This window comes from Brucella sp., assembly GCF_032066345.1.
GTDB lineage: Bacteria > Pseudomonadota > Alphaproteobacteria > Rhizobiales > Rhizobiaceae > Brucella > Brucella pseudogrignonensis.
Genome location: NZ_DAMBKZ010000003.1, coordinates 270,828 through 296,006 on the forward strand (window position 1 = coordinate 270,828; position 25,179 = coordinate 296,006).

Below are 25,179 nucleotides of genomic sequence, written 5' to 3' on the forward strand. Positions count from 1 at the left end.
ATGGATTTGACACAGGCAATCCTCCTCACCATCGCAACAGCTGCAACACCGTTGCTGATTGCAGCCATTGGTGAACTCGTTGTCGAACGCTCCGGTGTCTTGAACCTTGGCGTCGAAGGCATGATGCTGATGGGCGCTGTTTCGGGGTTTGCTGCCGCGCAGTTCACCGGTTCGGCGTGGCTCGGCATGATTGCCGCCATTCTGGTAGGCACGTTGTTTTCAGGCATTTTTGCTTTTCTGACACTGTCGCTTGTGACCAACCAGGTCGCAACGGGCCTGGCGCTCACTATTCTCGGCATTGGTGCCTCAGCCATGTTGGGCGAAAGCTTCGTCGGTATGCCGGGCGTGCGTCTAGGTGCGATCAGTATCCCATATCTCAGCGATATTCCTTATGTCGGTCGCTTCCTCTTCGGGCAGGATCCGATTTTCTACATATCCATATTGCTGGTGATTGGCGTGACATGGTTCCTGTTTCGCACGAGAGCAGGCCTGCAATTGCGTGCTATCGGTGACAATCACGGCTCAGCCCATGCGCTTGGTGTGCATGTGGTTCGCACGCGTTATCTCGCCGTGCTGTTTGGCGGCGCTTGCGCAGGGCTCGCGGGCGCGCAGCTGTCACTGGTTTATGTGCCTCAATGGGTCGAGAACATGTCGGCAGGGCGTGGCTGGATTGCACTTGCGCTCGTGGTGTTCGCCTCATGGCGTCCATGGCGTGTTCTGATCGGCGCCTATCTCTTCGGTGCCGTAACCATTGGCCAGCTTCATGCGCAGGCGCTTGGTTTCGGTCTTCCGTCGCAGTTCCTTTCGGCCTTGCCTTACATCGCGACCATTGTGGTTCTGGTCATCATCTCGCGCAACAGGCGTCTGACGATGATGAATACGCCTGCATCGCTCGGCAAACCTTTTGTGCCGGACAGGTAAATATGAGTTCTGAACGGCAGACCGGCTCCCACGGCCTGCCGTTTTGTTTTGAGGGTGACAACAAGGAGTGCAGGGAACATGAAAAAGACGCTGTTGGCGATTGCCACTGCAGCCAGCTTTATGGTTGGCGGGGCAGCACATGCAGAAGACAAACTGAAAGTTGGCTTCATCTACATCGGACCTCCGGGAGATTTCGGCTGGACCTATCAGCACGATGTGGCCCGTAAGGAAATGATCGAAGCTCTTGGCGACAAGGTCGAAACGACCTTCCTCGAAAACGTACCGGAAGGTGCGGATGCCGAACGTTCGATCGAGCGTCTTGCTCGCGCAGGCAACAAGCTGATCTTTACGACCTCTTTCGGTTATATGGACCCAACCATCAAGGTTGCTGCCAAGTTCCCGGATGTGAAGTTTGAACACGCAACCGGTTACAAGACCGCAGACAACGTATCTGCTTACAATGCGCGCTTCTACGAAGGCCGCTATGTGCAGGGCGTGATCGCTGCCAAAATGTCGACCAAGGGCGTTGCTGGCTATATCGCTTCGGTTCCAGTGCCGGAAGTGGTGCAGGGCATCAATGCATTCATGCTCGGCGCTCAGTCGGTCAATCCTGACTTCAAGGTCAAGGTGATCTGGGTCAATTCATGGTTCGATCCAGGCAAGGAAGCAGACGCTGCCAAGGCACTGGTTGACCAGGGCGTGGATATCCTGACCCAGCACACGGATTCGACTGCTCCGATCCAGGTTGCGCATGAGCGTGGCATCAAGGCATTCGGTCAGGCTTCGGACATGATCAAGTTCGGCCCTGAAACCCAGCTCACAGCAATCGTGGATGATTGGGGTCCATACTATATCGACCGCGCCAAGGCCGCGCTTGACGGTTCGTGGAAGACGCAGAACATCTGGTGGGGAATGAAGGAAGGCCTCGTCAAGATGGCGCCTTACACCAACATGCCAGATGACGTTAAGAAACTGGCTGAAGAAACCGAAGCCAAGATCAAGTCGGGCGACTTCAAGCCATTTACCGGTCCTATCAAGAAGCAGGACGGTTCGGAGTGGCTCAAGGAAGGCGAGCAGGCTGACGACAAGACCCTGCTCGGTCTGAACTTCTACGTCGCAGGCGTTGACGATAAGCTGCCACAATAAGCAGTTTGATGATCGAATAAGGAAGGGCGCTTGATGCGCCCTTTTTCTTTTACATCAAGGAACTAGTTGAAGTCATTAAAGCGACAGCTTCATGCCTTCATGACTGTCAACAAAACCGAGCGATTGATAAAAACGCAGGGCATCGGCGCGCGATTTATCGGTCGTCAATTGCACAAGTTCGCAACCACGTTCGCGGCATTTATCGATTGCCCACGCAATCATTTGTCGGCCTACGCCACCACCGCGTATATTGCTTGCTATACGCACACTCTCGATCTGCCCGCGCCACATGCCCTTGCGCGAAAGGCCGGGAATGAAGCTGAGCTGTAAGCAGCCGATTACTTGTTCATCCTGTTCAACCACAGCAAGCAGCTGGTTTGGGTCGCTTTCGATGGCGTTGAATGCATCAATGTAACACGCTTTCAATGGGTGGCTTGCATCTTCGCGTTTTGCTCCAAGTGCATCATCTGCAAGCATGGCAACAATCGCCGTCAGATCGGCCTGACTGGCTTTGCGGATGGATATTGCAGTATCGGTCATTGAGAACGTCCATGGGCTTTACAGCGGTTCCAGTTAAGACTGAATCGTTGGAGCCGCTGTAACTATTTGTTTTTACGCATTATCCGACGCAAAACCGGTTCCCACTTTTGCTGGAAATGCTTTAATTTGTAGGTATAAGCCTATTCGTTCACGCGCATTCCCGAAACCCTTCATAAACAAAAAGCCGGAGCGTAGCCCCGGCTTAAAGTCGTTCATTCAGGCTATTTTACTCAGCAGCGTCGGCAGGTGCTGCATTGAGCATGCCGTAGCGTTCTTCGCCAATCTTAGCGAGAAGATCGAGCTGCGTTTCAAGGAAGTCGATGTGGCCTTCTTCGTCAGCAAGCAGTTCGTCGAAAAGCTGCTTGGAAACGTAATCGCCGAGTTCGTCGCAAATCTCGCGCGACTTCTTGTAGGATGCGCGTGCATCATATTCACCAGCCAGATCGGCTTCCAGAACTTCCTTGACGTTCTGGCCGATGCGCAGCGGAGCAACCGTCTGAAGGTTTGGATGACCTTCGAGGAAGATAATGCGGTCGATCAGCTTGTCAGCATGCTGCATTTCTTCGATGGATTCTTCACGTTCCTTCTTTGCAAGACGCGTGAAGCCCCAGTCGTTCAACAGACGATAGTGCAGCCAGTACTGGTTGACGGCGCCGAGCTCGAGAAACAGTGCCTCGTTAAGCCGCTCGATGACCTTTGGTTCGCCTTTCATTCCAAGAACTCCCGAATTTTTCTCGTAGAGAACGTACACGATCCATGAACTGGATGACGTTTTCGTCCATATGGTTGCGACGAAGATGGTATTCTTCGGTAACCCTTATGATGGTTTCTACGACGTTTGGGAAGCAGCCACAGCAACGGCCGCTCTTGGACATGGCGTTATAAACGGTGCCAGGGACAATCAACCGCCAGCAATCTTCATCGAGAAGTTGTATGACGACGGCTTCGATGTCTTTATCAGTAATAACATTGCAGCTGCAGACTAGCATGAGCAGTAAACTCCGGCATCTGCAATGCGATGTGAAAGTATATTATTCACAATACGGTTGGAATAAACCCGTTCGTTGCCTGCGAAGGCATCAGAAATACAGCTGTCAGCTGCTATATTTATTTGCACGCGCGCTTGGCGCAACTCTGAACCGAACAATGGTTCCTCCAATTGCAGGGGTTAAAGGCCCGAACATCAAAGGTAAACTTCGATAAGTCTTTATAAAACCCACCGAATTAAGTCAGGTTATGGCTTTTGTGGGGTGGTTCTGTCAAATTTTATGTTTTTGAAACGTTCTAAAAATCAATAAGTTAGAATAATTCTAAATATGAGTTAACAGCCCATCTTTAAACATTAATTAGCATTTTCACCTGCTCAAAACGGGGCCATTTTGACCCCGTTTCAACTTTATGTGCCATTTCGCCGCACCGTGTGGAAAACACACTCAGACGAGCGATCAGATGCCTTCAACAGCCTCGAATCCCTCAAACTGAGGTGGCCCGGCATAAAGTGGCTTACGGTCGCCTGCATTGCGATGCGCGTTACGGAACTGCTCTGATTTGGTCCAGAAGACAAAATCTTCACGCGTTTTCCAGACAGTGTGAGAGGAGTAAAGCGTATAGCCTTCTTCTTCATTTGTCGCGCCACGCAGAAGGTTGAAGCTTTCGAAGCCCGGAAGCTCGGCGAGCTGGGAATCGCGGTTTCTCCAGACGGTTTCGAACTCGGCTTCGTTGCCGACGATAACCTTGAAGCGATTCATTGCGATGAACATTGCTGATCCTTTTCTTTGCAAAGATGGACTGGCTACAAAAATTCGTCAGGACAATCGCACAGATGATCTGTCGTGTCCTGTCGGTTTTCCGGCGAGTGCGGTGGTAGGGCCCGCACTCGCCGCGTCGTATCTCGGGATATGAAGGCCACAGCCGCGGTCAGAGTTGGGTGGACTTCGTAGACACGACGATTGGTTTCCGGGAGGCAACAACCTCCCGGATGTGATTAGAACTTCTGCGTCAGCGACAGCTTGAAGTAGCGGCCAGCTTCCGTGTAACGCTCTGAGATATTTGTGACCGTGCTGACGTTCATCGCGTCATAATAACCCTTATCGAAGATGTTATAGACGCCAGCCTGCAGGCGTGTGCCATTCAGCTGCTTTGGTTCCCACCAGCCGGTGAGATTCACAACACCGTATCCAGGAAGTCTACGCGTAGCGCTCCCCGCTCTGGTCGAAATGGTCTGGTTCAGGTAGGCGGCAGCAACCACACTGGTGTCAACGCCCCAGGTCTCCGCATTATATCCAACGCCGAATACGCCCTTGAACGGTTGCGACGATGACAATGCGATATCGTCGTCAAGGTTCATTGCTTTGGAATAAGCAAGGGTACCATGGACATTGAAGCCATTGACGAAGTTATGGTGCGCTTGGACCTCAATACCAGCGATGCGAGCCTTGTTCAGGTTACGGAAGGTCGTCAAGCCGTCTGGATATTCGTCGGTTGGGGTCGTTACAGTATCGATGAAGTTATTATAACGATTTGCAAAGACGGTGATTTTACCGCCGGAATCCTGATCGCCGAACTTGGCGCCTACATCAATGCCATAACCCGTTTCCGGCTTCAGGTCGGGATTACCGATAGTTCCGTAGCTTGCCGAAAGATACGTCACATAAAGCTGATCGATCTCAGGCGCTTTGTAGGTCGATGAAATCTGCGCGAAGAGTTCGAGAGCAGGCGCGGCTTGCCACGAGAAACGGATTTTTGGTGATACGCGGCCGTCCGAATTATTATCATATCCGCTGATCGAGTCCGGCTCATACTTGAACCAGTCGAAGCGCAATCCTGGCGTGATTGCGAACGGAGTATCACCGATTTCGATGCGATCTTCAGCGAACAGGCCAAGACGATAGGAATCTACATCCGGTGTATCTGATTGATTAATATGCAGGAATGCACAGGTTGGGTTCTGAACACCGCGAATACAAGCATCGTCACCGGTAAACGACTGGGTGCTTTTGCCGATGCTGAAATCACCACCAACAGTCAGCGAGTGATTGAGAATCCCAGTGTCGAAACCGAGGTTTGTGTAACCACTTGCGCCGTAGCGTTCATCCTCCAGCTTATAATGGCGGCTGAAAGGACCTGCGAGGGCGCCTTTGCGTATGGTGTCTGTACCATAAGAGCGCGTCATCTTTTGCCAGTAAACAGTTGCCCAGGCATTGTTTACAAGGCCATCGCCTTGGCCTTCATAACGATAGTCGAGCGATACACGATCGCGATCGTTTTTGCGGTTCTGATTGTAATCGCGATTGTTGTAGGTCGTGCCTGCGTCCGAATTCAGATTGGTGTCTGAATCATACCGATTGCGCTCGGCTGTTATGCCGATGGTGTGACCGCCTTCAAGCTCCTGACGTAGCTTGAACATCAGGTTGCTGCGGTCGTAATCTTTAGGATCTGCCTCGGTGCGTGCTGCGCCATATCCGCCGACGTCACCCGTTCCGCGAATTTCATGGCCGCGCTTATACGAGCCCTGAAACAGAACCGAGGTGTTCTGAATCTTCTGTGCAACCGCGCCAGAGCCGATGAAGGATCGGTCGGAGCCGTCGTAAGTCAGCTTTGCAATGCCACCGAATGCTTTGCCCGGAGCGAGCAGGTCTTCCGGTTCCAGTGTTCTCAGCGCGATTGCGCCGCCCATAGCGCCCGAGCCAAGACGGCTGGCATCTGCGCCGTAAAGCACGTCAAATGTGGAGAGAGCGGAAATATCATATGCATCGCTGCTGCCACCGCTCACATCGGTACGGATGGCTGCGTCGAGATAAGGAATAGGAATGCCGTCGATTGTCGTGAGCACGCGATCATCCTGAAGACCGCGAATGTTCACGCTACCGGTCGTAGCGCTGACGGCGAGGCCAGGTTCCAGCGTGTTGGACAGGTCCCGGACGGAATCAATGTCCTTCTTGCGGATTTCGTCAGCGGTTGTGACGTTTGCCAAAGGTGTATCGGAAACCGATCCCTTTGTGCCGCGAGTGTTCTTGATAACAATAGGTTTCAGCTCGACGCCGTTGTTGTCAGTCGCTGCAGCTTGTTCCTGCGCGTATGCATTCGACGTCATTGCCAGAATTACAACAGCGAGACCTGTGCTCGCCAGAAATGACCGCGTCTGTTCCCCGTTTTTCGCCCGCATTGCCTTGGTTTCTCCTGAGGCCAAAGGAAGTCTCCCGCGCCCAAAGGGGAGCAAGAAGATCAATTGTTACAAATGGTTAATTTCTCCTCATCCCGAGAGGAGCATTTGTGCTGGCTGGAAGGGACAACCTTCGGGCTTGCGCTGGAAAAAACAAGATTTAAACTTGACTCGTTTAATCCAGTAAGGCAGTGATTATAAAACATGACTTTCGATGTCAACTAATGATTTGTTTGGCATCCGGTCAGTTCACAAGACGGCTCCATAACTGGTGCAGAGGCAATAAAATGAATAGGCGAATCCATATCGACATGCAGGTGCGGTTGCCGCGTGAACGCGTCTCCAGCCGCATGCCCGAAATTCAATCCCGTCTTGAAACGGGCGGACAAGCTAAATCGCACGTTTCTGAACAGTCCTACGAGCCGCAGCTCAAAACTTATGGCAGCCGTGAACTCTTCAACGGCTCTCGTGAAGTGGCGATAGAGCACGGCGGCTCTCTCTATCGTTTGAAGATCACCCGTCAAGGCAAGCTCATCCTGAACAAATAGGCAAACAACAGATGACGACCCAGACCAAGCCCTCCCCAGAGCAGATACTCAAGGCACGGGCAGATAACCCGAAAATGCGTGAACGTGATTTTGCGCAGAGCCTCGGGATATCAGAGGCCGATTTCATTGCGGCTTACACCGGTGCAGATGCTGACAGCTCGATCTCCGCTCGCCGTATTCGCGCAGATGTGGAAACCTTGCTCAAACACGCCCCTTCGCTTGGCGAAGTCATGGCGTTGACGCGCAATGAAAGCGCTGTGCACGAGAAGATCGGTCCATTTGAAAAGACGATCTGGGGACCGCACGCGTCGCTCACACTCGGCAAGGAAATCGATCTCCGCATTTTCCCAAAGCACTGGGTGCATGGTTTTGCGGTTGCCAAGCTTGATGGCGAACACGTTCGCCGCAGCCTTCAGTTCTTTGATGCATCGGGCGAAGCCGTTCATAAAATTCATCTGCGTCCAGCTTCTAATCTGGAAGCCTACGAGCAGCTTGTTTCTGAACTGTTGCTCGATGATCAGACGCCTTCGATTGAAACAAAGCCTGTCGCTGCCAAGGCAGAAAAAGCCGATGTTTCGGCTATCGATGCCGATGCGTTCCGTGAACGCTGGGGCGCACTCACCGATGTTCATCAGTTTGTCGGTCTTCTGAAAGATTTCGGTGTTGATCGTCATCAGGCCGTGCATCTTGCTGGGCAGGATTTCGCATGGCGCGTTGATCTGACTGCTGTCGAAGCGATGATGAACCATGTCGTTCAGGAACAGATTCCAATCATGTGCTTCGTTGGAAGCCGTGGCTGTATCCAGATTCACACCGGCAAGATTGCCGAAATCAAGACAATGGGTCCATGGCTCAATGTGCTTGATCCGACTTTCCATCTGCACCTTCGCGCCGATCATATCGCCAATGCCTGGGTTGTTCGTAAGCCAACCAAGGACGGTCATGTCACTTCGCTTGAGGCTTATGATGCCAATGGTGAGCTGATTATCCAGTTCTTCGGTGAGCGTCACGAGGGCGAAGCGGAACTGGCTGACTGGCGTATGATCGCGGAAAATCTGCCGCGCTTGCCGCAGTCGAACGCTGCTTAAAGAACAGGCGGATAACTCCTTGTTTTGATGTGTATTCCGGATGTTTTTTCCGTTCAGAATACACACTAAGCCCAGTTTTATATGCACGTCATCATTGGAGAACGAGTTAGCTCGTTTCCAGGGCGTGCTTTAGGGAAGCGGAACATGTCAATCATTTCATCAAGCATCGGTCGTTGCGCGGCGCTGGCGGTTATTGTCGCTTCTGTTGCTTTTGCCGGAGCCGCAAAAGCCGATACGGTTGAGAAAATAACCGATACGTCACGTCTGGTGTCCATCGGCGGTTCTGTCACCGAAATCGTCTATGCGCTTGGCGCGGGCGATAAGCTCGTCGCTCGTGATCAAACCAGTAGCTATCCGGAAGAAGCTCGAAAGCTTGTTGATGTCGGCTATATGCGCCGTCTTTCGCCAGAAGGTGTTCTTTCAGTCAATCCTACGGGTATTTTGATGCTTGAGGGCAGTGGTCCTCCAGAAGCGCTTGAAGTTCTGAAAAAAGCTTCGGTTCCGATGGTTGTTATTCCTGAAGAGCATACCGGCGAAAGCGTGATTGCCAAGATTGAAGCTGTCGGCAAGGCGCTTGGTCTGGAAGATAAAGCCAAAGCGCTCGCAGCTGACGTATCGCGGGATCTGGAAGCTGCGCAGAAAATTTCAGCAAACCAGAATCCGCGCAAGCGCGTGCTGTTCATCATGTCGGCTCAGGAAGGGCGCATTATGGCGTCCGGTACGGGCACAGGTGCCAATGGCATCATCACCCTTGCGGGCGGTGTGAACGCAATCGACTCTTATCAGGGTTATAAGCAGCTCACCGATGAAGCCGTTGAGAAGGCTGCTCCTGATCTGATCCTCACCATGAATATTGGTAAGGACAGCGTTCAAAAAGAGGATTTGCTGAAGAATCCGGCTCTCGCCAATTCGCCTGCTGGACGCAGCGGTAACATCGTGCAGATGGATTCACTCTACCTGCTCGGCTTTGGTCCACGCACAGGCGCTGCCAGCCGTGAATTGTCTGAAAAGCTCTATGGCAAGCAGGCTGCAAACTAAAACATATGCCTGTCGAGCATCATTGCTGGCAGGCATATCGCGGAAACCCGCAATAAGGACATATCGAAATGACCAGCCAAGACCGCGTGGCAAAACCCGGGGGCTTTGCCGTGCGTGATCAAGCCAACGATAGTCATGTCGGAGATCGCTCCGCGCGCGCTCGTTTGGCTATCGCAATTCTCGCTGTTGCGCTTTGCATAACCGCACTGTTCAGCCTGACTGCGGGCGCTTCCGACGCCTCTGTCATGAGCGTTTTGCGGGAACTGGTTTTTGGAACGCAAGAAAGTGCAGACGCATTCCGGCGTGACCATCTGATCATTATGGAAATTCGTCTGCCGCGCATCATCATGGGAATACTGGTTGGCGCTTCGCTTGCCGTTTCCGGTGCCGTTATGCAGGGCTTGTTCCGCAATCCGCTTGCTGATCCGGGACTTGTTGGTGTTTCCGCAGGTGCCAGCCTTGGTGCGGTTTCAATGATTGTCTTGGGTGGAACAGCACTTGCTCCGCTTTATCTGTTGCTCGGTCTTTACGCCCTGCCTCTCGCTGCATTTTTTGGTGGCCTGATAACCACGCTTATCCTTTATCGCGTGGCGACGCGGCGCGGACGCACCTCTGTCGCAACGATGCTTCTGGCTGGTATCGCGCTTGGCGCTCTGACAGGTGCTGCCACTGGCGCTCTCGTCTATATTTCTGATGATCGACAGTTGCGTGATCTGACCTTCTGGGGGCTTGGCTCGCTTGCGGGTGCGACATGGGGCAAGATCGGCACGGCTGGCCCGATTATCATGGTCATACTTTTTGCGACACCGTTTCTGTCGCGGGGTCTTAATGCGCTCGCGTTGGGTGAGGCGGCAGCCGGCCATCTTGGTATTCCTGTGCAGCGGATTAAAAACGTCGCAATCGTAACCGTTGCTGCCGCGACTGGTGCGACAGTCGCAATATCCGGCGGCATCGGCTTTATCGGCATTGTCGTGCCGCATATGCTGCGCTTGAGCATTGGTCCTGATCACCGTTACTTGTTGCCTTCCGCAGCATTGCTCGGCGCAATCATGCTTTTGCTTGCAGATGCGGTAAGCCGTACCATTGTTGCACCTGCCGAATTGCCGATTGGCATCATTACGGCTGTGTGTGGCGCTCCATTCTTCCTCTGGATATTGCTGCGCCAGCGCGGCGTTCTTGATCTGTGAGGCGCGAAATGATCGAAACCAAAAACCTAAGTGTTTCTATCGGCAATAAGCCGATTATAGAGAATATCAATTTTGTCGCGCGTCCTGGCGAAGTGACAGCAATTGTTGGGCCTAACGGTTCCGGTAAGACGACGCTACTGCGCGCGCTTTCTGGTGATATTACTTATACGGGTTCTGCTTATCTGGATGGCGAGGTTTTTGCAGGGATCAAGCCCTGGCGCATGGCTGCACGCCGGGCTGTGCTGCCGCAAGCCAGCGCTTTGTCGTTTCCTTTTACTGTCCGCGAAATCGTCCATATCGGTTTGACGGGTGGTTTCAGCGGCGTAACTGGTGCAGAGCAGGAGAAGTTGCCCGATCTTGCATTGCAGAAGGTTGATCTCGCAGGCTTCAGCGGCAGGCTTTATCAGGAGCTTTCGGGAGGTGAACAGCAGCGGGTGCAGCTTGCACGCGTGCTTTGTCAGGTCTGGAAGCCAGTCGTGGATGGAAAACCGCGTTATCTGTTCCTGGATGAGCCTATTTCGAGCCTCGATATAAAGCATCAGATCACGGTTATGGAAATTGCACGCGATTTCGCGGCCGCTGGTGGCGGCGTGATTGCTATCCTTCACGATCTCAATCTGACTGCCATGTTCGCTGACAGTATCGCTGTCATGCACAAGGGCAAACTTGATACCATTGGCACGCCACAACATGCGCTGACTGATGATCGGTTGGAGCGGGTTTATGAGTGCTCTCTAAGGGTTGGTGTACCGCCAGCGCAAGGCGTGCCATTCGTGTTGCCGCAATCGGCCTATGCCGCGGCACTCTGAAAAGTTTGAGACAAACAAAAAGGCTGAGAACCTGCCCGGTTCTCAGCCTTGTTTTATTCAACCACGCTGCAAATCAGCTGGCAACACGTTCCGCTTCGAGATCTTCATCAAGACCGAGCAGCACGCGAACATTTGGACGCGCCTTAACCAGATCCGAGATGCTATACTTCATCAATACGCCGAAGAACGCATTGAGTGCTTCACGCAGGGCTGAGTTAAGGCCACAGCTATCGACAAGCGGGCATTCTGTTGCGTCGTTCTCGAAGCATTCTGCCATGGCGAAGTTTTCTTCAGTCACGCGCACGACATCGAACAGCGAAATATCCTTGGCAGCGCGTCCGAGACGCACACCACCGTTACGGCCGCGTACAGTCTCAACCAGTCCGTTTTCGACAAGTGGCTGCAAAATCTTGAAGAGGAAAAGCTCCGAAACGCCATAAGCGCGGGCAATTTCCGGAACGCGGCTCAGTTTGCCGTCATTGGCGGCACAATACATAAGCATGCGAATGGCATAATTCGTCTGACGAGTAAGACGCATTGATTATTCCTTTCAGCACATCCTCAAGCCTTCCTTATGGACCTACCCACGGAAAACTCTGCTTTTGGTTACGTCACAACCCCATCAGGCTCCTCCGGAGCACGGAGATTTCAGGGATATGTGCCAAGCGAGTGCATTCACTTCGAATCCACTTTAGAACTATTCTTAAAATATATGAAGTGTTTTATCACCTTTAAAGGGCAAAAAAGCACTTCATTTCATCACGTCATCGCGATTAGATAATCCGGGCAACACTTGCCTTACTGGCAAACATCAATCCATTCAGCCGAAACAAGCTCGGCCATTTTCTGCGGTGCGATCCGCACTGCACTGTTTGTAGCCCCGGCGGCCGGAACGACTTCCTCGAAAGTCTTGAGCGACAAATCGCAATAAACGGGCAGGGCGCTAGGCAATCCAAACGGGCAAACACCACCGACCGGATGACTTGTTTCATTCAAGACGCTTTCTGCATCCAACATGCGCGGCTTGGTTCCGAACTGGTCCTTGAATTTGCGATTATCGATACGCGCATCTCCCCGCGTCACGATAAGTATGGTCTGATCTTTCGCTGCAAATGACAGTGTCTTTGCGATCTGTCCCGGTTCGACACCATGCGCCTCGGCGGCGAGGGCGACTGTCGCCGTACTGGTTGGCAGTTCAATCACTTCGATTTCGGGTGCCTTGTCTGCGAAAAACGCCTTGACCGATTCCAGGCTCATACGTTCCCTTTTCTTTATGACTATTATTCTCAAGTTTATGCTTCATTAACCTGAAGAGCAAGGCTATCAGTCATTTAATCGAGGATGACATCAAGTGGCAGATTGACGCTGCTGTTTGATAACGATAAAGAGGCGTTCATATCTGCTTCGTGCAGATGCGGAGGGGTGGCCGAGCGGTTTAAGGCACCGGTCTTGAAAACCGGCGTGCGAGAGATCGTACCGTGGGTTCGAATCCCACCCCCTCCGCCATTTTCCCCATTTCTCAGCCGTGTATCGAGCGTCTTTCATAACGAAATACGTCATCTGACGTATGTGCCGGTTGCTGGTCTCCAACTAAGGTCGCGCTGGGTTGTGCGTGTCGCGCGCCAGCATGATCTCCGAGTAACGACTCATGGCGCGTTTGGCTTCAGCCAATATTGGAGGGCGAAATGAAAACGATTTCACTAACGACGATTGCATCATTAATGATCGCAAGTTCTGCGCTGGCTGCCGCACCTGCGAGTATTGAGACGGTGTCTAAAGCTGAAAAGCAGGGGAACGAAACTTTGATTCAATTGGCTGTAGGCAAAAGCCGGCCGGGAACCATAACCGGACCAGCTGGTGGACAGCCATTCCTTGGCGGAAGAAGCATTTTTGGTTAAACTATCGCAGGCTCGTGTAGCATCTTATGCGACGAGCTTGCGCTTTCTCTTTTCTAAGCTGTTTTGCTCTCGCCAAGCGGCAGGGTTTGATGAAGTGACACGGCGAAACTCTCGATTGAAGTTAGACTTCGTTTGAAAGCCTGATTCCAACATAATCATCGTCACTGACATTTCGGTTTCCCGTAAAAGTCGGCAAGCCTCGGCAATACGAAAGTCATTGATATATTGCGAAACGTTCTTGCCGGTTAGCCGATTGATACCGCCCGATATTTGACGCGTTGGCAGACCGACTTTTCGCGCCAGCCGAATAAGCGTTAGGTTTTCATCCAGATAGAGCTTGTTCTGTGCGAGGATGTTTTCGACGCGAGCCAAAGTATCTCGGTCTTGTTCGATATCATTCTTGTCGAGGGGGCGCTCATCCAGACCGGATGCAGCGGGCTGAGCGCGGCTTGCGACCAGAGCCGTGAGTGCCACAAACAGGAGCCCAAGAAGATTGGCGTTGCTCACAATCAGCGCCGAATTTCTGCCGTTTGCCCATTCAAAATCCATCAGAATTGCAAAGTCGAATAAAGCAGAAATGCATAATGAAACAGCCGCAATTATCAACGCTCGATGAGCAGAAATTGCACTGTCAAATCGTGCTTCATCCAAGGCATCAGGCCCGGCGCGTGCAAGATTAAGCAGAGCAATAGCAAAACCAACGAACAGGATAATCAGGGCTGCGTCCAGCAATGCAGGCACAATGAGCAATATGAATATTGTCGCTATCGGGAAAGCCGCGACTTTCCAGAGATTGCGGTCGCTCAAACGCTTGTTATCGTTATGTATTAGGCTGCGAAAGCTCGCGTAAACAAGCGGTGGCAAGCAGCTAGCGATAATCGGCATCAGATAGCGGACTTCCTCGACGCCATAACCCCAGCGAACACCAACGGCTGCTGACTGCACGGCGCACAAAGCGACCAGCAGTTGGAACGGGTTGCCTGCAATCGCTTTATCCTGATTGCGCCACATGGCAATCAGAAGGATCAGCTGAAGAAGGGCAACGACAAAGGGTAATGGTACGAAAATCAAAAGCGTTCTCGCGATTTAAAGGGCGAAAGATCGCCGATCAATGATCTATATCGCGATTCTGGACGACCTGAATCGTGATTTAGAACGCCGGATCGGAGGATACTTGAAAAACCTGGCTCATCTTGCAAACACGGAGATACAAGATGAGCAACATTCGTTTTATTTGGTCGAGCATCGCACTCGGTGCGACCCTCTTCAGTTCTGCTGCGATGGCCGGAGAGGTTGGCGTTCAAACTATTGAAGTGCCCTCTGCAATGCGGGGGCAAAACCTGGCAGTAACGATCTGGTATCCCGCCTCGGGTGGAGGTTCGCCCGAACTCTTTGGTGACGATAGAATTTTTAAAGGAACAAAGGCTGCGAAAGATGCATCACTTGGCAATGGTCGCGTTCCTCTCGTCATTCTCTCGCATGGTTCGGGTGGGCGCGCTGAAGCCATAAACTGGCTTGCGACAGATTTAGCAAAGGCGGGCTTTATCGTTGCCGGACCTGACCATCCGGGCACGACTTCAGGCGACTCGCTGCCCGATGAAACGCCAAAACTGTGGAAGCGAACTGACGATCTTTCGACTGTTATCAGCTATCTGACCGCAAACGCAGACTGGAAGCCTCATATCGATGCAGAACATATCGGCGTTGTCGGGTTTTCGCTTGGTGGTGCTGCGTCGCTAAAACTTGCTGGTGCTCGCACAAATCTCGAGGCTTATGCCAAATATTGCGACACTTACACGAAGTGGGATTGCGCATGGTATGCTGGTGGTCGCGGCTATGCCAAAATGGAGCCGGTATCACTGCCAAAGCTCGATTTGCGCACCGTTGATAAAGCGGCTTTTGAGCAGTCCAATCTTGATGAGCGCGTCAAAACCGCGGTGCTTGTCGATCCGGGGATGGCTCAAGCCTACAACGAAGATAGCCTCAAGAATATCAAAATCCCTTTGAGTTTTATCAATCTGGGTAATGAAGGTGAGGTGCCTTTATCAGTCAAAGCTGATGAAGTGGCCGCGCTGGTGCCAGGCAGCTCTTATGTCACTGTCCGTGGAGCGGATCACTTTAGTTTTCTGCCGGAGTGTAAGGAAGATGCGCGCGCATTCCTCAAGTCGGTGGGGGAAACTGATCCTATTTGCGAGGAAACTGGCAGGGCGCGGAAAGATATCCACGCCGAATTATCGAATTTAATTTCAACAAGCCTGCAAATAACACTTAAACGCTGAGTCCCGCATCTGGCAGGGAAGATCAGTTTATTCGGCTTTTATCTGCCGTAGGATGCTGAATGGAGGCAGCGGGCAAGGCTAGTCCGCTGGCACCATTTTGCAGATGTGCCATTTCATCGAAAGCACGTTGAGCAATGGCCCATGTTAAAAACAACAGGCACATCGCCAGAACGGCGGTGACAACAGTATCCGGTTTCATGGAATTAATCGTCCTGTGACGTTGATCTCGCATATGGGGCGAAAAACAGCAGAGGACAATAAATAATAAAGCATAGCTGGCATGCGATTGATGGTCTGAGCCTAGTAATTAAAAGCTGAATTCTGTCATTGTTCTTTTATTTAATGAATAGAGTTTCAGCTTTTTCTGCGTTCGCGAATGGCTCTGACCCAAGCGTTGTTGAACAAGATCACACCGACAACCAGCGCGACCAAGCCAATAGCCATCATGCCATAAGCGACGCCCTGATCACCGAACTGTTGATATAGCCAGCCGGTTCGCTCAACGGCTTGAGCGGGTTTTCCCAGGCGCAAAATCCCCTGCACGAGGGCGCCAACACCAACGATCAACAAAAGTACACTACGGATCATGAGGCAGTCTCAGTCTGATTATGCGTATTGCGGTAGAGAGGCACAGCTAAAGCCTTCACGGCTCAATATTATGACGCTGTTGGGAAATACCTCGGAAAAACTGGAGCGGGCGAAGGGATTCGAACCCTCGACCCCAACCTTGGCAAGGTTGTGCTCTACCCCTGAGCTACACCCGCTCGCGCCAGTCTTCTCTGAGAGAAGTCGTTTCCGTTAGGCAGGCGGTATATGAACCAACGGAATCCGGATTGCAATAGGGAATTTCATGTGTCGACTAAGATAATTCAAAAGATTCACAGGCTTGTTCATTTTTGAGTTTCATATCACCAAAATCTTGCCGGGGTGTTTAGCGCTTACGGCGCGAAATGCTGATGATTGATGCAAAAGCCGCGAATCCAGCAGCAACAAGCAGGATGCGAGGTATGTTGTTGATGCCCCAATGCGAGAGCAAAAATGCAACGAATGCAGCACCAAGCGACTGACCAAGCAAGCGAGCCGTTCCAAGCATACCGCTTGCAGCGCCACTTCTTGCGCGTGGGGCCGAGGTTATAATCATGCGATTGTTCGGAGCCTGAAAGAAGCCAAACCCGATGCCGCAAATCACCATGCGCCAGCAGATATCGACCACGGACGGTTGTTCTGGCAGCGTTCCGACCAGTGCAAGCCCGGCAGCGAAGAACACAAGCCCAACCAAACCAAGCGTGGCAGGCGAATATTTGTCCGAGAACTTGCCGGATAACGGCGCAACGATGGCCAGGGCAATCGGCCAAGGCATCATCAAAAAGCCAACCTCGATGGGTTGGAAGCCATAGACGTTCTGAAACAGGAATGGCAGCGATATGAATGCCATCATCTGTGCGAGAAAGGACATGATTGAGGTGCAGAGCGACAGGCTGAACACTGGGATACGCAGAAGATCAAGCGGCAGCAACGGGTTGGTCGTCTGCATTGAGCGCCGTATCAGCCATGTTGCTGCGACCGCGCAACCGATTGCCTGCAAGGCTAGAAATGTCGAGCTGACGCCATTGCCTGCACTATCAATGACCGTAATCAGCAGGCCGAGCGTGAAGGCAGTGAGGATAGCACTCAGATAATCGAACCGACGTGATGAGAGTTCGTTATAGGGCAGGCTTTTCATTCCCATAACCACCGCCAGAACGCCGAGTGGAATATTGATGACAAAGAGCCAGGGCCATGTGAGCGAATGCAGGATGATACCTGCCAGCGTTGGGCCTATGGTCGAGGAGAGGGCCACGAAAAGCGCGTTCAAGCCGATTGCGGTGCCAAGCTTTGCTTGCGGCACCGTATAGCGCAGCAAAGCAGCGTTAACGCTCATCAGGCCTGCTGCACCAAAGCCTTGTATAATGCGTGCGATCGTGAGTGCTTCAAGCGACCGCGCAAAAACGCAGGCAATTGAGGCAAGTGTGAAGAGCGACACGCCGAGCAAATAGACGCGACGGTAGCTGTAAATCTCGCCCAAAGCTGCAAATGGCAGCAAAGTGATAACGATGGCGAGCTGATATCCGTTCACAATCCAGATGGAGGCAGCCGGTCCTGCCGAGAAATCGGCCGCAATGGTGGGAAGCGCGACATTGGCAATAGTACCGTCGATAACTGCGAGTGTGAGACCGACCATCAGGGTCGCCCACGCCCAATAAATTCTTGGCTTGGGCAAACCGTCCTGAATTGTGGACTTGTTCGGCTCTATAACTGCTTCGTGCTTCATTCAATTGACCAGTAATGCGGAATTTCAAGCAACCTTAACCCTCATGGGAAGGACAGCAAGTCATCTAGCCCAGAATTGCCCGCAGAACATAGATAAACCCCGCATTATCGCGTCAGGTAACGCTATTGTGTGCTGCTTTCGGCAGGAAGTGCCAGATTCATCACATGCGCGTAATGGCGCGGATTAAAGCTCAGATAGAGCGGACAGATGCTTGCAACCAGCACCAGATGCATGATCCAGCCCGATGCAAAGGTTCCGGTTAAATTGTGTAGCAATGCCGTTGCCACTGGGCCCAGAGCTGCGATCAGAAAGCCGCCGCCTTGCATCATCGCGGCCAGAGCACCTGCTTCTTGAGGCTTGGGCAGATGATCGAGCGAGGTAATCATGGCGAGCGCAAAGCTGCCACCAAGACCTGCGCCGCAAATCGCGGACCAGAAATAAGGCGAGAGCTGCGGTGCAAAAGCCAGACCAGCAAAGCCTGTCGCTTGCATCGCCAGTGTTAAGAAAAGCCAAGGGCGACGATCAACGCTATGTCTGGCAAGCAAGGGCAGGCCAAAGGCCGACAAAGCCTGCGCTATTGCCATGACGGCAACCAGATTGCCGGTTTCTGCCGCTTCCATGCCCAATGATTGGTAGTAAGGCGCAAGCCAGGCCACCATCGATGAATAGCCTGCGTTGACGAGGCCGAAAGCCGCCATCAGCATCCATGTTCGTGGGCGACGGAGCAGCTTTCCGGTGATGCCGGATTTTGAACCAGAGGACGCTGTTTCTTTAAGAATTGGAATAGCAGTAAGCAACGCAAGCACTGCAGGAATTGCAAGAACAGATAGCGCGAAACGCCAGTTGTGTTCAGTGCCCGCAAGCCACGGTGTCAAGCGCGCACCAAGCGCGCCGCCGCCCATAATCATTGCGGAATAAAGGCCGGTAACAGCTGCAATACTTGCTGGGAAATTTGCTTTGATCAAGCCGGGCATCAGCGCCTGTATCATCGCAACGCCTGCGCCGCACAGAACAGCGGTCAGCACGAGAGAAAAACCATCTGGCACGAAGCCCCGCAAAACAGAACCCAATGCAAGAATGATGAGTGCTGCGAACATGCTGCGGCGCGTGCCAATTATCGACTGAATGTGTGGTGCAATGAATGCGCCAAGGCCCATCAGCATCATGGGAAGGAATGTTAGCAGAGACAACATACCAAAGCCCATTCTGGTATCTGTGACAATATCGGAAAGCACTGGTCCCGGTGCGGTCAGGAATGGTCTTAGATTAAGGCCAATCAGAACAACGAGGGCGATAAGGGCTACGGGTGCGGCTTGCGTGCTGCCATTGGTTTGCTGGGTCTGCATGATGAATTCAGTCTTTTATTTCTTCTTTTCCTGCCAGCGCCGATAAAGTGCTGCATCATCGTCTGGCGAACATTGTTCAAAGTGAACGCCAGTTTGTTCTGTCACAGGCTTGGCGAGTTCCATGGCAATTTTTGCTGTCGAAAGGCCAAACGGTTCAGCCTGCTCGTTGGAATAGGCAAATATGATTTTATTGACGCCGGACATCCGCATCGCAGCGAAACACATAGGGCAGGGTTGGCCGCTCGCGTAAACGCTGCAATCATCAAGCCGAGGCGACTGCAAAACCTTGCCTGCGGCGCGCAATGCGAGAAGTTCCGCATGGGCAGTCGGATCGCAATCGGCCTGCATACGATTGACGCCGATGGAGATAATCTTGTCATCCTTTACGACAACCGCTCCAAAGGGACGTCCGCCGAGGTCGACATTGTCGAATGCAAGCGCGATTGCCTTTTGCAAGAACTCCTGGTCGTTGCTCATTTGCCGCCTGCTTTCTCAAGCATCGCAACCATGGGCGCAAAGCCGCGCTGGCGCGCATGCTGCAATGGCGTAACGCCATCATTGTCCGCGAGGTTTACATCAGCACCGGCATCAATCAGCAGTTTTACGATATCAACGTGGCGCTGACCGCCATCGCCCAGGATCACAGCCTCAAGCAAAGCCGTCCATCCGAGATTATTGACGTGATCAACCTTTACGCCTGCTTCAATCAGCGTGCGGACGGTTTCAACATGACCCCGTTCCGAAGCCGGAATGAGTGCCGTACCGCCATAGCGATTGGTGCTTTTAAGATCGGCGCCATGCGTAAGCGTGAGTTTTAGTATTTCCAGATGGCCGCGTGCGCCTGCATAAAGATAGGGGCTATCCTTAATCGCATCCTTTGCATTCACATTGGCGCCAGCTTCGATCAATGCGCGGGCAACATCGACATGATTGGCGTGTGTGGCCGCAAGAAGCGCTGTTTCACCAGCCTTGCCTTTGGTTTCAAGATCGACGCCTGTCTTGATCGCTTCTTTAACCGCAGCGAGATTTCCCGCTGAAGCGGATTGAATGAGCGGTGTTTCGGCGCGTGCGACAGCATGGCTGCCCGGTAAAACTGGTTCGGTCATGACTATTGTCCCTGCAATCAATGCCAAGGCACCCAAGCTGAATATTGTTTGACGCATCGGCGGTGCTCCTTATTCGTTGCTAAAATAGTTGCAATAAGACATATTTAGAAATTAAATGTTCAACTGGCATTCATTTGAATTATGAATACGATATTCAACCTCGATCTATTGCGTGCTTTCGTGGCTGTCGTCGACAGCCGCAGCTTCACGGCTGCAGCGCTGCAGCTGCATTCGACGCAATCCACGGTCAGCCAGAAAATTTTGCGCCTTGAAGAAGCTGCCGGACAATCGCTTCTGGAGCGGGCAAGGCATGATGTTCGGCCAACTGATGCGGGTGAAAAGCTGCTCGGCTATGCACGGCGGATGCTTCACCTCCATGATGAGGCTGCTGCTGCCATGACTGGCAGTGCGCTCACGGCAGTCTTTCGCCTTGGTCTGGCAGAGGATTTTGCAGCAAGATTGGTGACGCCGACGCTTGCCGCATTCTTGCGCGCACATCCCAAGATGAAACTTGAAGTGACGAGCGGGTTAAGCCGCGAATTGCAGAAAGGTTTTGAAACGGGCGAGTTTGATCTGGTGATGATTAAACAGAAGCGCGGTGAAACGCTTGGCACCATGCATTGGCCTGAACCATTATCCTGGTTGGAAAGTGCTGATTATCCAGTTTCAGACGTTGATCCACTGCCTCTCGTCGCATTCCCGCCAAACGGGCTTTATCGGAGCGACATGATGGAGGCGCTCGACCGTATTGGCAGGCCGTGGCATGTCGTTTTTACGAGTTCCAGCCTCGCGAGTGTTCAAAGTGCAATTGCTGAAGGACTGGGTGTCAGCTTGTTGCCTGCGCGTGTCGCACTGCCGTCGCACCGCATTGTTTCAAAAGAAGCCGGATTACCATTTGTAGAGCCGATGGAAATCGTCATCCAGCACATGGAGAATGGCCCGGATCAAATGCGGCAACTTGTGCAGATGCTAGCCGATATTGTGGGTGAATGATCGATTATTGCTTTAATAGTCAGTTTTGATGTGACTCATTGCGTCAGAGGCGCTGAATCTGTTTGACTCTACCGCAAACGCGGTGTTTTTGCCTGTTGATAGCGCTACAGAAATGCCGACAGGATAGCTCCACCACCTTCATCTCAAAGTTCCCTTCGTTTGCTGCAATCACCAGGCGGCACGGTTTTTGCTTGTTGCAGACGGGAGGCACTTTACGGGAATACGACAATGTCCAACACCACGATCACGCATAACGACGGAAATACGCTGTTTCCGATCGTCCTTTCCATCGTTGCAGCTGCTGCAACCGGCGTTCTCTGGGCCTATGCCAATCCGATCCAGCTCGTTCCGGGCGTGATCCAGTGGCGAATTTTTGCATTTCTGCCACCGCTGGTCGGCATTCTTCTGGGCCGCAAAAGCGGATTTATCTGCGGTTATCTCGGCACGGTCATTTGGTCGCTTCTGGCAGGCACGTTCATTCCCGCGCATTCGCTGATCATTGACGGCTTCATGGTCGGTCTTACTGGCCTGATTCCGGGCATGTTGTTTGATCCTAAGACGACAACGTTTAATCGCACAACGCTGATTAAAATTGCAGCAACCTGCCTTGTTGTTGGTCTTTTGATGGTTGCCGCCGTTTCGGCCAGCTTGGCTTATCTCGGCATCTTCCCATACTGGTGGGCGGTAATGTATCTCGGCCTTTCGGACATCGTTCCAATGCTGATTGGTACGCCGTTGCTGGTTGTTCCAGCCCTCAAGATTCTCAAGGGCGCTCACCCGTCCAGTTTCACACGTTTCTGATAGAGAGCAGTAAAAGTGCTCAAACTACAGAATGTAAAAGTAGGCTTTGGCGATTCCGTTCTGGCAATCGCCGAAGCCAACCTCGAAATTCGCGACGGCGAACGGCTTCTGGTTTGTGGCGCGGGCGGCAGTGGCAAGACCACGCTGCTCAACGCTGCATCGGGCATCGTTCCACGCCTCATTACCCCACAAGTCTTCGATGGCGAAGTCTCGCTCAATGGCAAGCTCATGTCTTCCATGCCAAAGGATGAGCTGTTCAGCACAGTCGGCGTCGTTTCGCAGAATGTTGAAGATCAGCTCTGGGATCTGAGCGTTGAAGATCTGGTTGCCTTTCCACTCGAAAATCGTGGACTTGCCAAGGATGCTGTTCGTGCTCGTATTGACGAGCTGCTCAACGAGCTTGAGCTGAACGCATTGCGAGGGCGGCGCGTCTTGACGCTTTCGGGCGGCGAACGGCGCATGGTTGCGATGGCTGCGGCACTTGCGGCCGAGCCGAAACTGCTTGTGCTTGATGAGCCGACAACCGGACTTGATCCTGCAGCGCGTCAGCGTCTTGTGCGGGTTCTGAAAAAGCTTGGTGCAGAAATTCCAGCCTTGCTGATTGCCGAACAGGACCCTGCATCGCTGCAGGCCGTCGTCACCGATATCGGTCTGGTTAAAGACGGTAAGTTAGCGCCCGTCGTGCCGCTTGCGTCGATCATCAACGATGTGGCTTCCTGGGAAGATGCGGGCGTTCTGCCGCCAATTGCTGCACGCAAACGTCTGGCAGATGTGAAGAGCGGCGGTGAAGTTCTTGTTTCCGTTTCAGGAATCAAGACGCAGCTTCAGCGTCGGGACGGCCAGCCGGTTCTTGAAAACGTGAATTTCCAGATCCGCGCCGGCGAAGTCGTCGCTCTGATCGGCAAAAACGGTGCGGGCAAAACCACGCTGTTTCAATCGATCCTCGGGCTTCAGAAAATTGCAGCAGGCTCAATCATCATTGCCGGCGATAATGCCGACAAGTGGACGGCTGCAAAGCGTGCCCGCTCGGTGGCTTACCTGCCGCAAAACATGCGCCGTATTCTGTTCAACATGACTGTGCTGGAAGAAGTGGTCTTTGCGATCACCGCCGCGACCCGTGCAGCAAAGGACGATGCAGTGACTGCTCGCGCAACGGCCTGCCTGCAAAAATATGGACTTGGTGGCCATGAGGAAACCAACCCATTTGCGCTTTCGTCTCGTCAGCAGGCTCTGCTGGGCCTTGCCTGTGCGGAAGCAGCAGGCGCTTCAGTTGCCATTCTAGATGAGCCGCTTCTGGCACGCGATCTCAATGGTCGTCGAATGCTGGAACTGTTCCTCGAAACGGTGCTCTCCGAAAACCGTGCTGTCATGTTGATCTCTCACGATCTGGAACTCGTGGATGATGTTTCGTCCCGCGTCATGATCCTGGATCGCGGCCATGTCACCTTTGATGGTGATGTGGATGCATCCTGGGATTCCGATGCCTATCGGGCGCTGGGCTGGCCCAAGCCGCGTGTTGTCGAGACAGGAGAAGCAGCATGAAAATCTTTTATGATCTGAACTTCTTTGTAAAGCTCGCAGCGGCATTTCTGGTCATGCTTGCGGCCTGGCTCGTGCCGGGTTGGAAATACGGTGTGCCACTGGCGCTGGTCACGGTCGCCTTTCTGGTGCTGGTTAAGGTGCCGGGCTTGCGTGGCTATCTCAAAGGTGCCGTGCTTCTGACGCTGCTTGTCATGGCAAGCTGGATTCTCAATCTCGTTCTGCAAGGCGTTGCTTTCGTTGATACTTTACCGATTGCAGCCGGCATGGCGGCGCGTCTGGTGACAACGACTGCAGCTTTCTATTTTGTGATGGAAACCAGCACGCCCGGCTCCATTCTGGCTGCTGCGAGTGCTGCACGCCTGCCGCCGATGGTGACACTCGTCTTGTCGCTCACATTCGGCATTATTCCGATGCTGCGTGAGGATTTCGAGCGTATTGCGGATGCTCAGCGCGCACGCGGAATGGAAATTGACGACGTTTCCTTCCCAATGCGTCTGCGTTTTGCGCTGGCGCGCGGCGTGCCATTGCTGGTTCAGGCTATCCGCATGGCCCACGCAATTTCGCTGTCCCTTGCCATTTATGGCTTTGACACCAAGCGGAAGCGTACAACATGGCGTAATGTCGGCCTGCTGGTCGAATCGAGACTTACAACGGTTCCAGTTAAAAATGAACCGACGAAACCGCTGTAACTGTTTGTTCTTTCGCATTATCCGACGCAAAACCGCTTCGCACTTTTGCTGGAAATGCTATAATCCCAAGGATGCAAAACGATGACTGAAGACAGCGCGAAACTCTCCGGAAACGGTCAGGTCTGGACCGTTGATGTAGCGGGCCGCAAGGTTGATCTGCCGATTGTGCCGATCAATCCGAATTTCGCTATTTCGTTGATGATGGTCATCGATCTTGGCGTTCGTTTTGGCGAACATACAGGCAAGGCGCTGGCGGAAAAGCTTGCGCCATTGAAGCCGGATGTGATTGTTGGCGCTGCGACACTTGGCATTCCTGTTGCGATTGAAGTCTCGCGGGCTCTTGGCCTGGATGACTACGTTATCTTGCAGAAATCGCCTAAGATCCATCTTGGCGATGCACTCGTGCAGACGATTTCTTCCATCACCTCTAAAGGCGAGCAGCGCCTGCTTCTCGACCGTCAGGCAATCCCGCTTCTTAAAGGAAAGCGCGTTGTCGTGGTGGATGATGTCGTTGCTTCCGGATCAAGCATCAAGGGCTCGGCAGAGCTGGTGCGCAAGGCTGGTGGCGAAGTCGTTGGAATTGGTGTCATCCTCACCGAAGCCAAGGATTGGCAGGAAGTGCTTGGCGATGATGTGAAATTGCTTCACAGCCTCGCACACATTCCGCAGTTCGATCATCAGGATGGCGAGTGGAAGCCGATACCGGAAAGCTTCCTCTAGAGACAGCCAGCATTTGGGCTCTCGCCGCCTGTAAATGGCGTTCGGGACTGTGTTT

Annotated in this window: 28 protein-coding genes and 2 tRNA genes; 15 read left to right on the top strand and 15 right to left on the bottom strand. The window is 52.8% G+C overall.

Going from position 1 to position 25,179, the window contains the following annotated elements; all coding sequences use genetic code 11:
- Complete coding sequence (locus RT142_RS06025) at nt 1-921, top strand: ABC transporter permease (RefSeq protein WP_064321619.1); 921 nt, start codon at nt 1-3, stop codon at nt 919-921.
- A 78-nt stretch (nt 922-999) separates the two neighbouring features.
- Nucleotides 1,000-2,067 carry a BMP family ABC transporter substrate-binding protein gene (locus RT142_RS06030; RefSeq protein WP_064321620.1) on the top strand — a complete coding sequence of 356 codons (1,068 nt, stop codon included), beginning with the start codon at nt 1,000-1,002 and terminating at the stop codon, nt 2,065-2,067.
- A gap of 75 nt (nt 2,068-2,142) precedes the next feature.
- Here the strand turns inward: RT142_RS06030 and RT142_RS06035 are convergent, their stop codons facing one another.
- The 5 genes from RT142_RS06035 to RT142_RS06055 form a co-directional block, all read right to left on the bottom strand.
- Nucleotides 2,143-2,607, bottom strand: coding sequence for a GNAT family N-acetyltransferase (locus RT142_RS06035; protein ID WP_112805918.1), 465 nt, complete (start codon nt 2,605-2,607; stop codon nt 2,143-2,145).
- A 226-nt stretch (nt 2,608-2,833) separates the two neighbouring features.
- A complete protein-coding gene (bfr, locus tag RT142_RS06040) occupies nt 2,834-3,319 on the bottom strand; it encodes a bacterioferritin (protein ID WP_007878888.1) in 486 nt (161 codons plus the stop codon).
- Complete coding sequence (locus tag RT142_RS06045; RefSeq protein WP_083898663.1) at nt 3,285-3,596, bottom strand: bacterioferritin-associated ferredoxin; 312 nt, start codon at nt 3,594-3,596, stop codon at nt 3,285-3,287. Before RT142_RS06045 ends, bfr begins: the two co-directional genes overlap by 35 nt.
- A gap of 456 nt (nt 3,597-4,052) precedes the next feature.
- Complete coding sequence (locus RT142_RS06050; RefSeq protein ID WP_007878892.1) at nt 4,053-4,367, bottom strand: antibiotic biosynthesis monooxygenase family protein; 315 nt, start codon at nt 4,365-4,367, stop codon at nt 4,053-4,055.
- A gap of 224 nt (nt 4,368-4,591) precedes the next feature.
- Nucleotides 4,592-6,772, bottom strand: coding sequence for a TonB-dependent hemoglobin/transferrin/lactoferrin family receptor (locus RT142_RS06055; protein ID WP_113159120.1), 2,181 nt, complete (start codon nt 6,770-6,772; stop codon nt 4,592-4,594).
- 284 nt (nt 6,773-7,056) lie between these two features.
- On the opposite strand from RT142_RS06055, the gene hemP reads away from it, so the two are divergent.
- From hemP to RT142_RS06080, 5 genes are all read left to right on the top strand, one after another.
- Nucleotides 7,057-7,317 (top strand): hemin uptake protein HemP, encoded by a 261-nt coding sequence (gene hemP / locus RT142_RS06060; RefSeq protein WP_039860725.1) that lies wholly within the window; start codon nt 7,057-7,059, stop codon nt 7,315-7,317.
- 11 nt (nt 7,318-7,328) lie between these two features.
- Nucleotides 7,329-8,405 (top strand): hemin-degrading factor, encoded by a 1,077-nt coding sequence (locus tag RT142_RS06065; protein WP_079212983.1) that lies wholly within the window; start codon nt 7,329-7,331, stop codon nt 8,403-8,405.
- Between the two features lie 144 nt (nt 8,406-8,549).
- Nucleotides 8,550-9,443 carry a hemin ABC transporter substrate-binding protein gene (locus RT142_RS06070; protein ID WP_112812862.1) on the top strand — a complete coding sequence of 298 codons (894 nt, stop codon included), beginning with the start codon at nt 8,550-8,552 and terminating at the stop codon, nt 9,441-9,443.
- Between the two features lie 68 nt (nt 9,444-9,511).
- Nucleotides 9,512-10,630, top strand: a complete 1,119-nt coding sequence (locus tag RT142_RS06075; protein ID WP_194779345.1) for a FecCD family ABC transporter permease — start codon at nt 9,512-9,514, stop codon at nt 10,628-10,630.
- 8 nt (nt 10,631-10,638) lie between these two features.
- Entirely contained in the window at nt 10,639-11,439 is an 801-nt protein-coding gene (locus RT142_RS06080) for a heme ABC transporter ATP-binding protein (protein ID WP_313027943.1), read from the top strand.
- 73 nt (nt 11,440-11,512) lie between these two features.
- Here the strand turns inward: RT142_RS06080 and rirA are convergent, their stop codons facing one another.
- Both rirA and RT142_RS06090 read right to left on the bottom strand, forming a co-directional pair.
- A complete protein-coding gene (gene rirA, locus RT142_RS06085) occupies nt 11,513-11,977 on the bottom strand; it encodes an iron-responsive transcriptional regulator RirA (protein ID WP_007878913.1) in 465 nt (154 codons plus the stop codon).
- A 260-nt stretch (nt 11,978-12,237) separates the two neighbouring features.
- The gene (locus RT142_RS06090; protein WP_194779344.1) at nt 12,238-12,696 is read right to left on the bottom strand and encodes a YbaK/EbsC family protein; all 459 of its coding nucleotides are present in this window, start codon (nt 12,694-12,696) and stop codon (nt 12,238-12,240) included.
- A gap of 159 nt (nt 12,697-12,855) precedes the next feature.
- Between RT142_RS06090 and RT142_RS06095 the strand changes: the two genes are divergently transcribed.
- Nucleotides 12,856-12,945: transfer RNA gene (locus RT142_RS06095), tRNA-Ser, on the top strand.
- A 179-nt stretch (nt 12,946-13,124) separates the two neighbouring features.
- Nucleotides 13,125-13,337 (top strand): hypothetical protein, encoded by a 213-nt coding sequence (locus RT142_RS06100; RefSeq protein WP_105519485.1) that lies wholly within the window; start codon nt 13,125-13,127, stop codon nt 13,335-13,337.
- Nucleotides 13,338-13,361: 24 nt separating this feature from the next.
- Here RT142_RS06100 and RT142_RS06105 read toward each other — a convergent pair whose 3' ends face one another.
- Nucleotides 13,362-14,408: an AraC family transcriptional regulator gene (locus tag RT142_RS06105; RefSeq protein ID WP_313027947.1), complete on the bottom strand. Its 1,047-nt coding sequence runs from the start codon at nt 14,406-14,408 to the stop codon at nt 13,362-13,364.
- Nucleotides 14,409-14,551: 143 nt separating this feature from the next.
- Here RT142_RS06105 and RT142_RS06110 point away from each other — a divergent pair, with 143 nt between their 5' ends.
- A complete protein-coding gene (locus tag RT142_RS06110; RefSeq protein ID WP_313027949.1) occupies nt 14,552-15,616 on the top strand; it encodes an alpha/beta hydrolase family protein in 1,065 nt (354 codons plus the stop codon).
- Between the two features lie 22 nt (nt 15,617-15,638).
- Here RT142_RS06110 and RT142_RS06115 read toward each other — a convergent pair whose 3' ends face one another.
- From RT142_RS06115 to RT142_RS06145, 7 genes are all read right to left on the bottom strand, one after another.
- Nucleotides 15,639-15,815: a hypothetical protein gene (locus RT142_RS06115; RefSeq protein ID WP_153223224.1), complete on the bottom strand. Its 177-nt coding sequence runs from the start codon at nt 15,813-15,815 to the stop codon at nt 15,639-15,641.
- A 155-nt stretch (nt 15,816-15,970) separates the two neighbouring features.
- Nucleotides 15,971-16,204: a hypothetical protein gene (locus tag RT142_RS06120; RefSeq protein WP_313027951.1), complete on the bottom strand. Its 234-nt coding sequence runs from the start codon at nt 16,202-16,204 to the stop codon at nt 15,971-15,973.
- A 101-nt stretch (nt 16,205-16,305) separates the two neighbouring features.
- A tRNA-Gly gene (locus RT142_RS06125) sits at nt 16,306-16,380 on the bottom strand.
- A 167-nt stretch (nt 16,381-16,547) separates the two neighbouring features.
- Nucleotides 16,548-17,927 (bottom strand): MFS transporter, encoded by a 1,380-nt coding sequence (locus tag RT142_RS06130; RefSeq protein ID WP_313027953.1) that lies wholly within the window; start codon nt 17,925-17,927, stop codon nt 16,548-16,550.
- Between the two features lie 122 nt (nt 17,928-18,049).
- Nucleotides 18,050-19,273 (bottom strand): cyanate transporter, encoded by a 1,224-nt coding sequence (locus tag RT142_RS06135; protein ID WP_313027955.1) that lies wholly within the window; start codon nt 19,271-19,273, stop codon nt 18,050-18,052.
- Nucleotides 19,274-19,288: 15 nt separating this feature from the next.
- Entirely contained in the window at nt 19,289-19,750 is a 462-nt protein-coding gene (locus RT142_RS06140; protein ID WP_313027957.1) for a nucleoside deaminase, read from the bottom strand.
- Nucleotides 19,747-20,379: an ankyrin repeat domain-containing protein gene (locus RT142_RS06145; RefSeq protein WP_084479901.1), complete on the bottom strand. Its 633-nt coding sequence runs from the start codon at nt 20,377-20,379 to the stop codon at nt 19,747-19,749. Before RT142_RS06145 ends, RT142_RS06140 begins: the two co-directional genes overlap by 4 nt.
- A gap of 141 nt (nt 20,380-20,520) precedes the next feature.
- Between RT142_RS06145 and RT142_RS06150 the strand changes: the two genes are divergently transcribed.
- From RT142_RS06150 to RT142_RS06170, 5 genes are all read left to right on the top strand, one after another.
- Complete coding sequence (locus RT142_RS06150; RefSeq protein ID WP_113159125.1) at nt 20,521-21,372, top strand: LysR substrate-binding domain-containing protein; 852 nt, start codon at nt 20,521-20,523, stop codon at nt 21,370-21,372.
- A 228-nt stretch (nt 21,373-21,600) separates the two neighbouring features.
- On the top strand, nt 21,601-22,173 hold the full coding sequence (locus tag RT142_RS06155) for an aminotriazole resistance protein (protein ID WP_313027959.1): 573 nt from the start codon (nt 21,601-21,603) through the stop codon (nt 22,171-22,173).
- A gap of 15 nt (nt 22,174-22,188) precedes the next feature.
- Complete coding sequence (locus tag RT142_RS06160; protein WP_313027961.1) at nt 22,189-23,715, top strand: ATP-binding cassette domain-containing protein; 1,527 nt, start codon at nt 22,189-22,191, stop codon at nt 23,713-23,715.
- Nucleotides 23,712-24,404, top strand: a complete 693-nt coding sequence (locus RT142_RS06165) for an energy-coupling factor transporter transmembrane component T (protein WP_112805938.1) — start codon at nt 23,712-23,714, stop codon at nt 24,402-24,404. Before RT142_RS06160 ends, RT142_RS06165 begins: the two co-directional genes overlap by 4 nt.
- A gap of 81 nt (nt 24,405-24,485) precedes the next feature.
- Nucleotides 24,486-25,124: a phosphoribosyltransferase family protein gene (locus tag RT142_RS06170; RefSeq protein ID WP_112805940.1), complete on the top strand. Its 639-nt coding sequence runs from the start codon at nt 24,486-24,488 to the stop codon at nt 25,122-25,124.
- Nucleotides 25,125-25,179 lie beyond the last annotated feature (55 nt).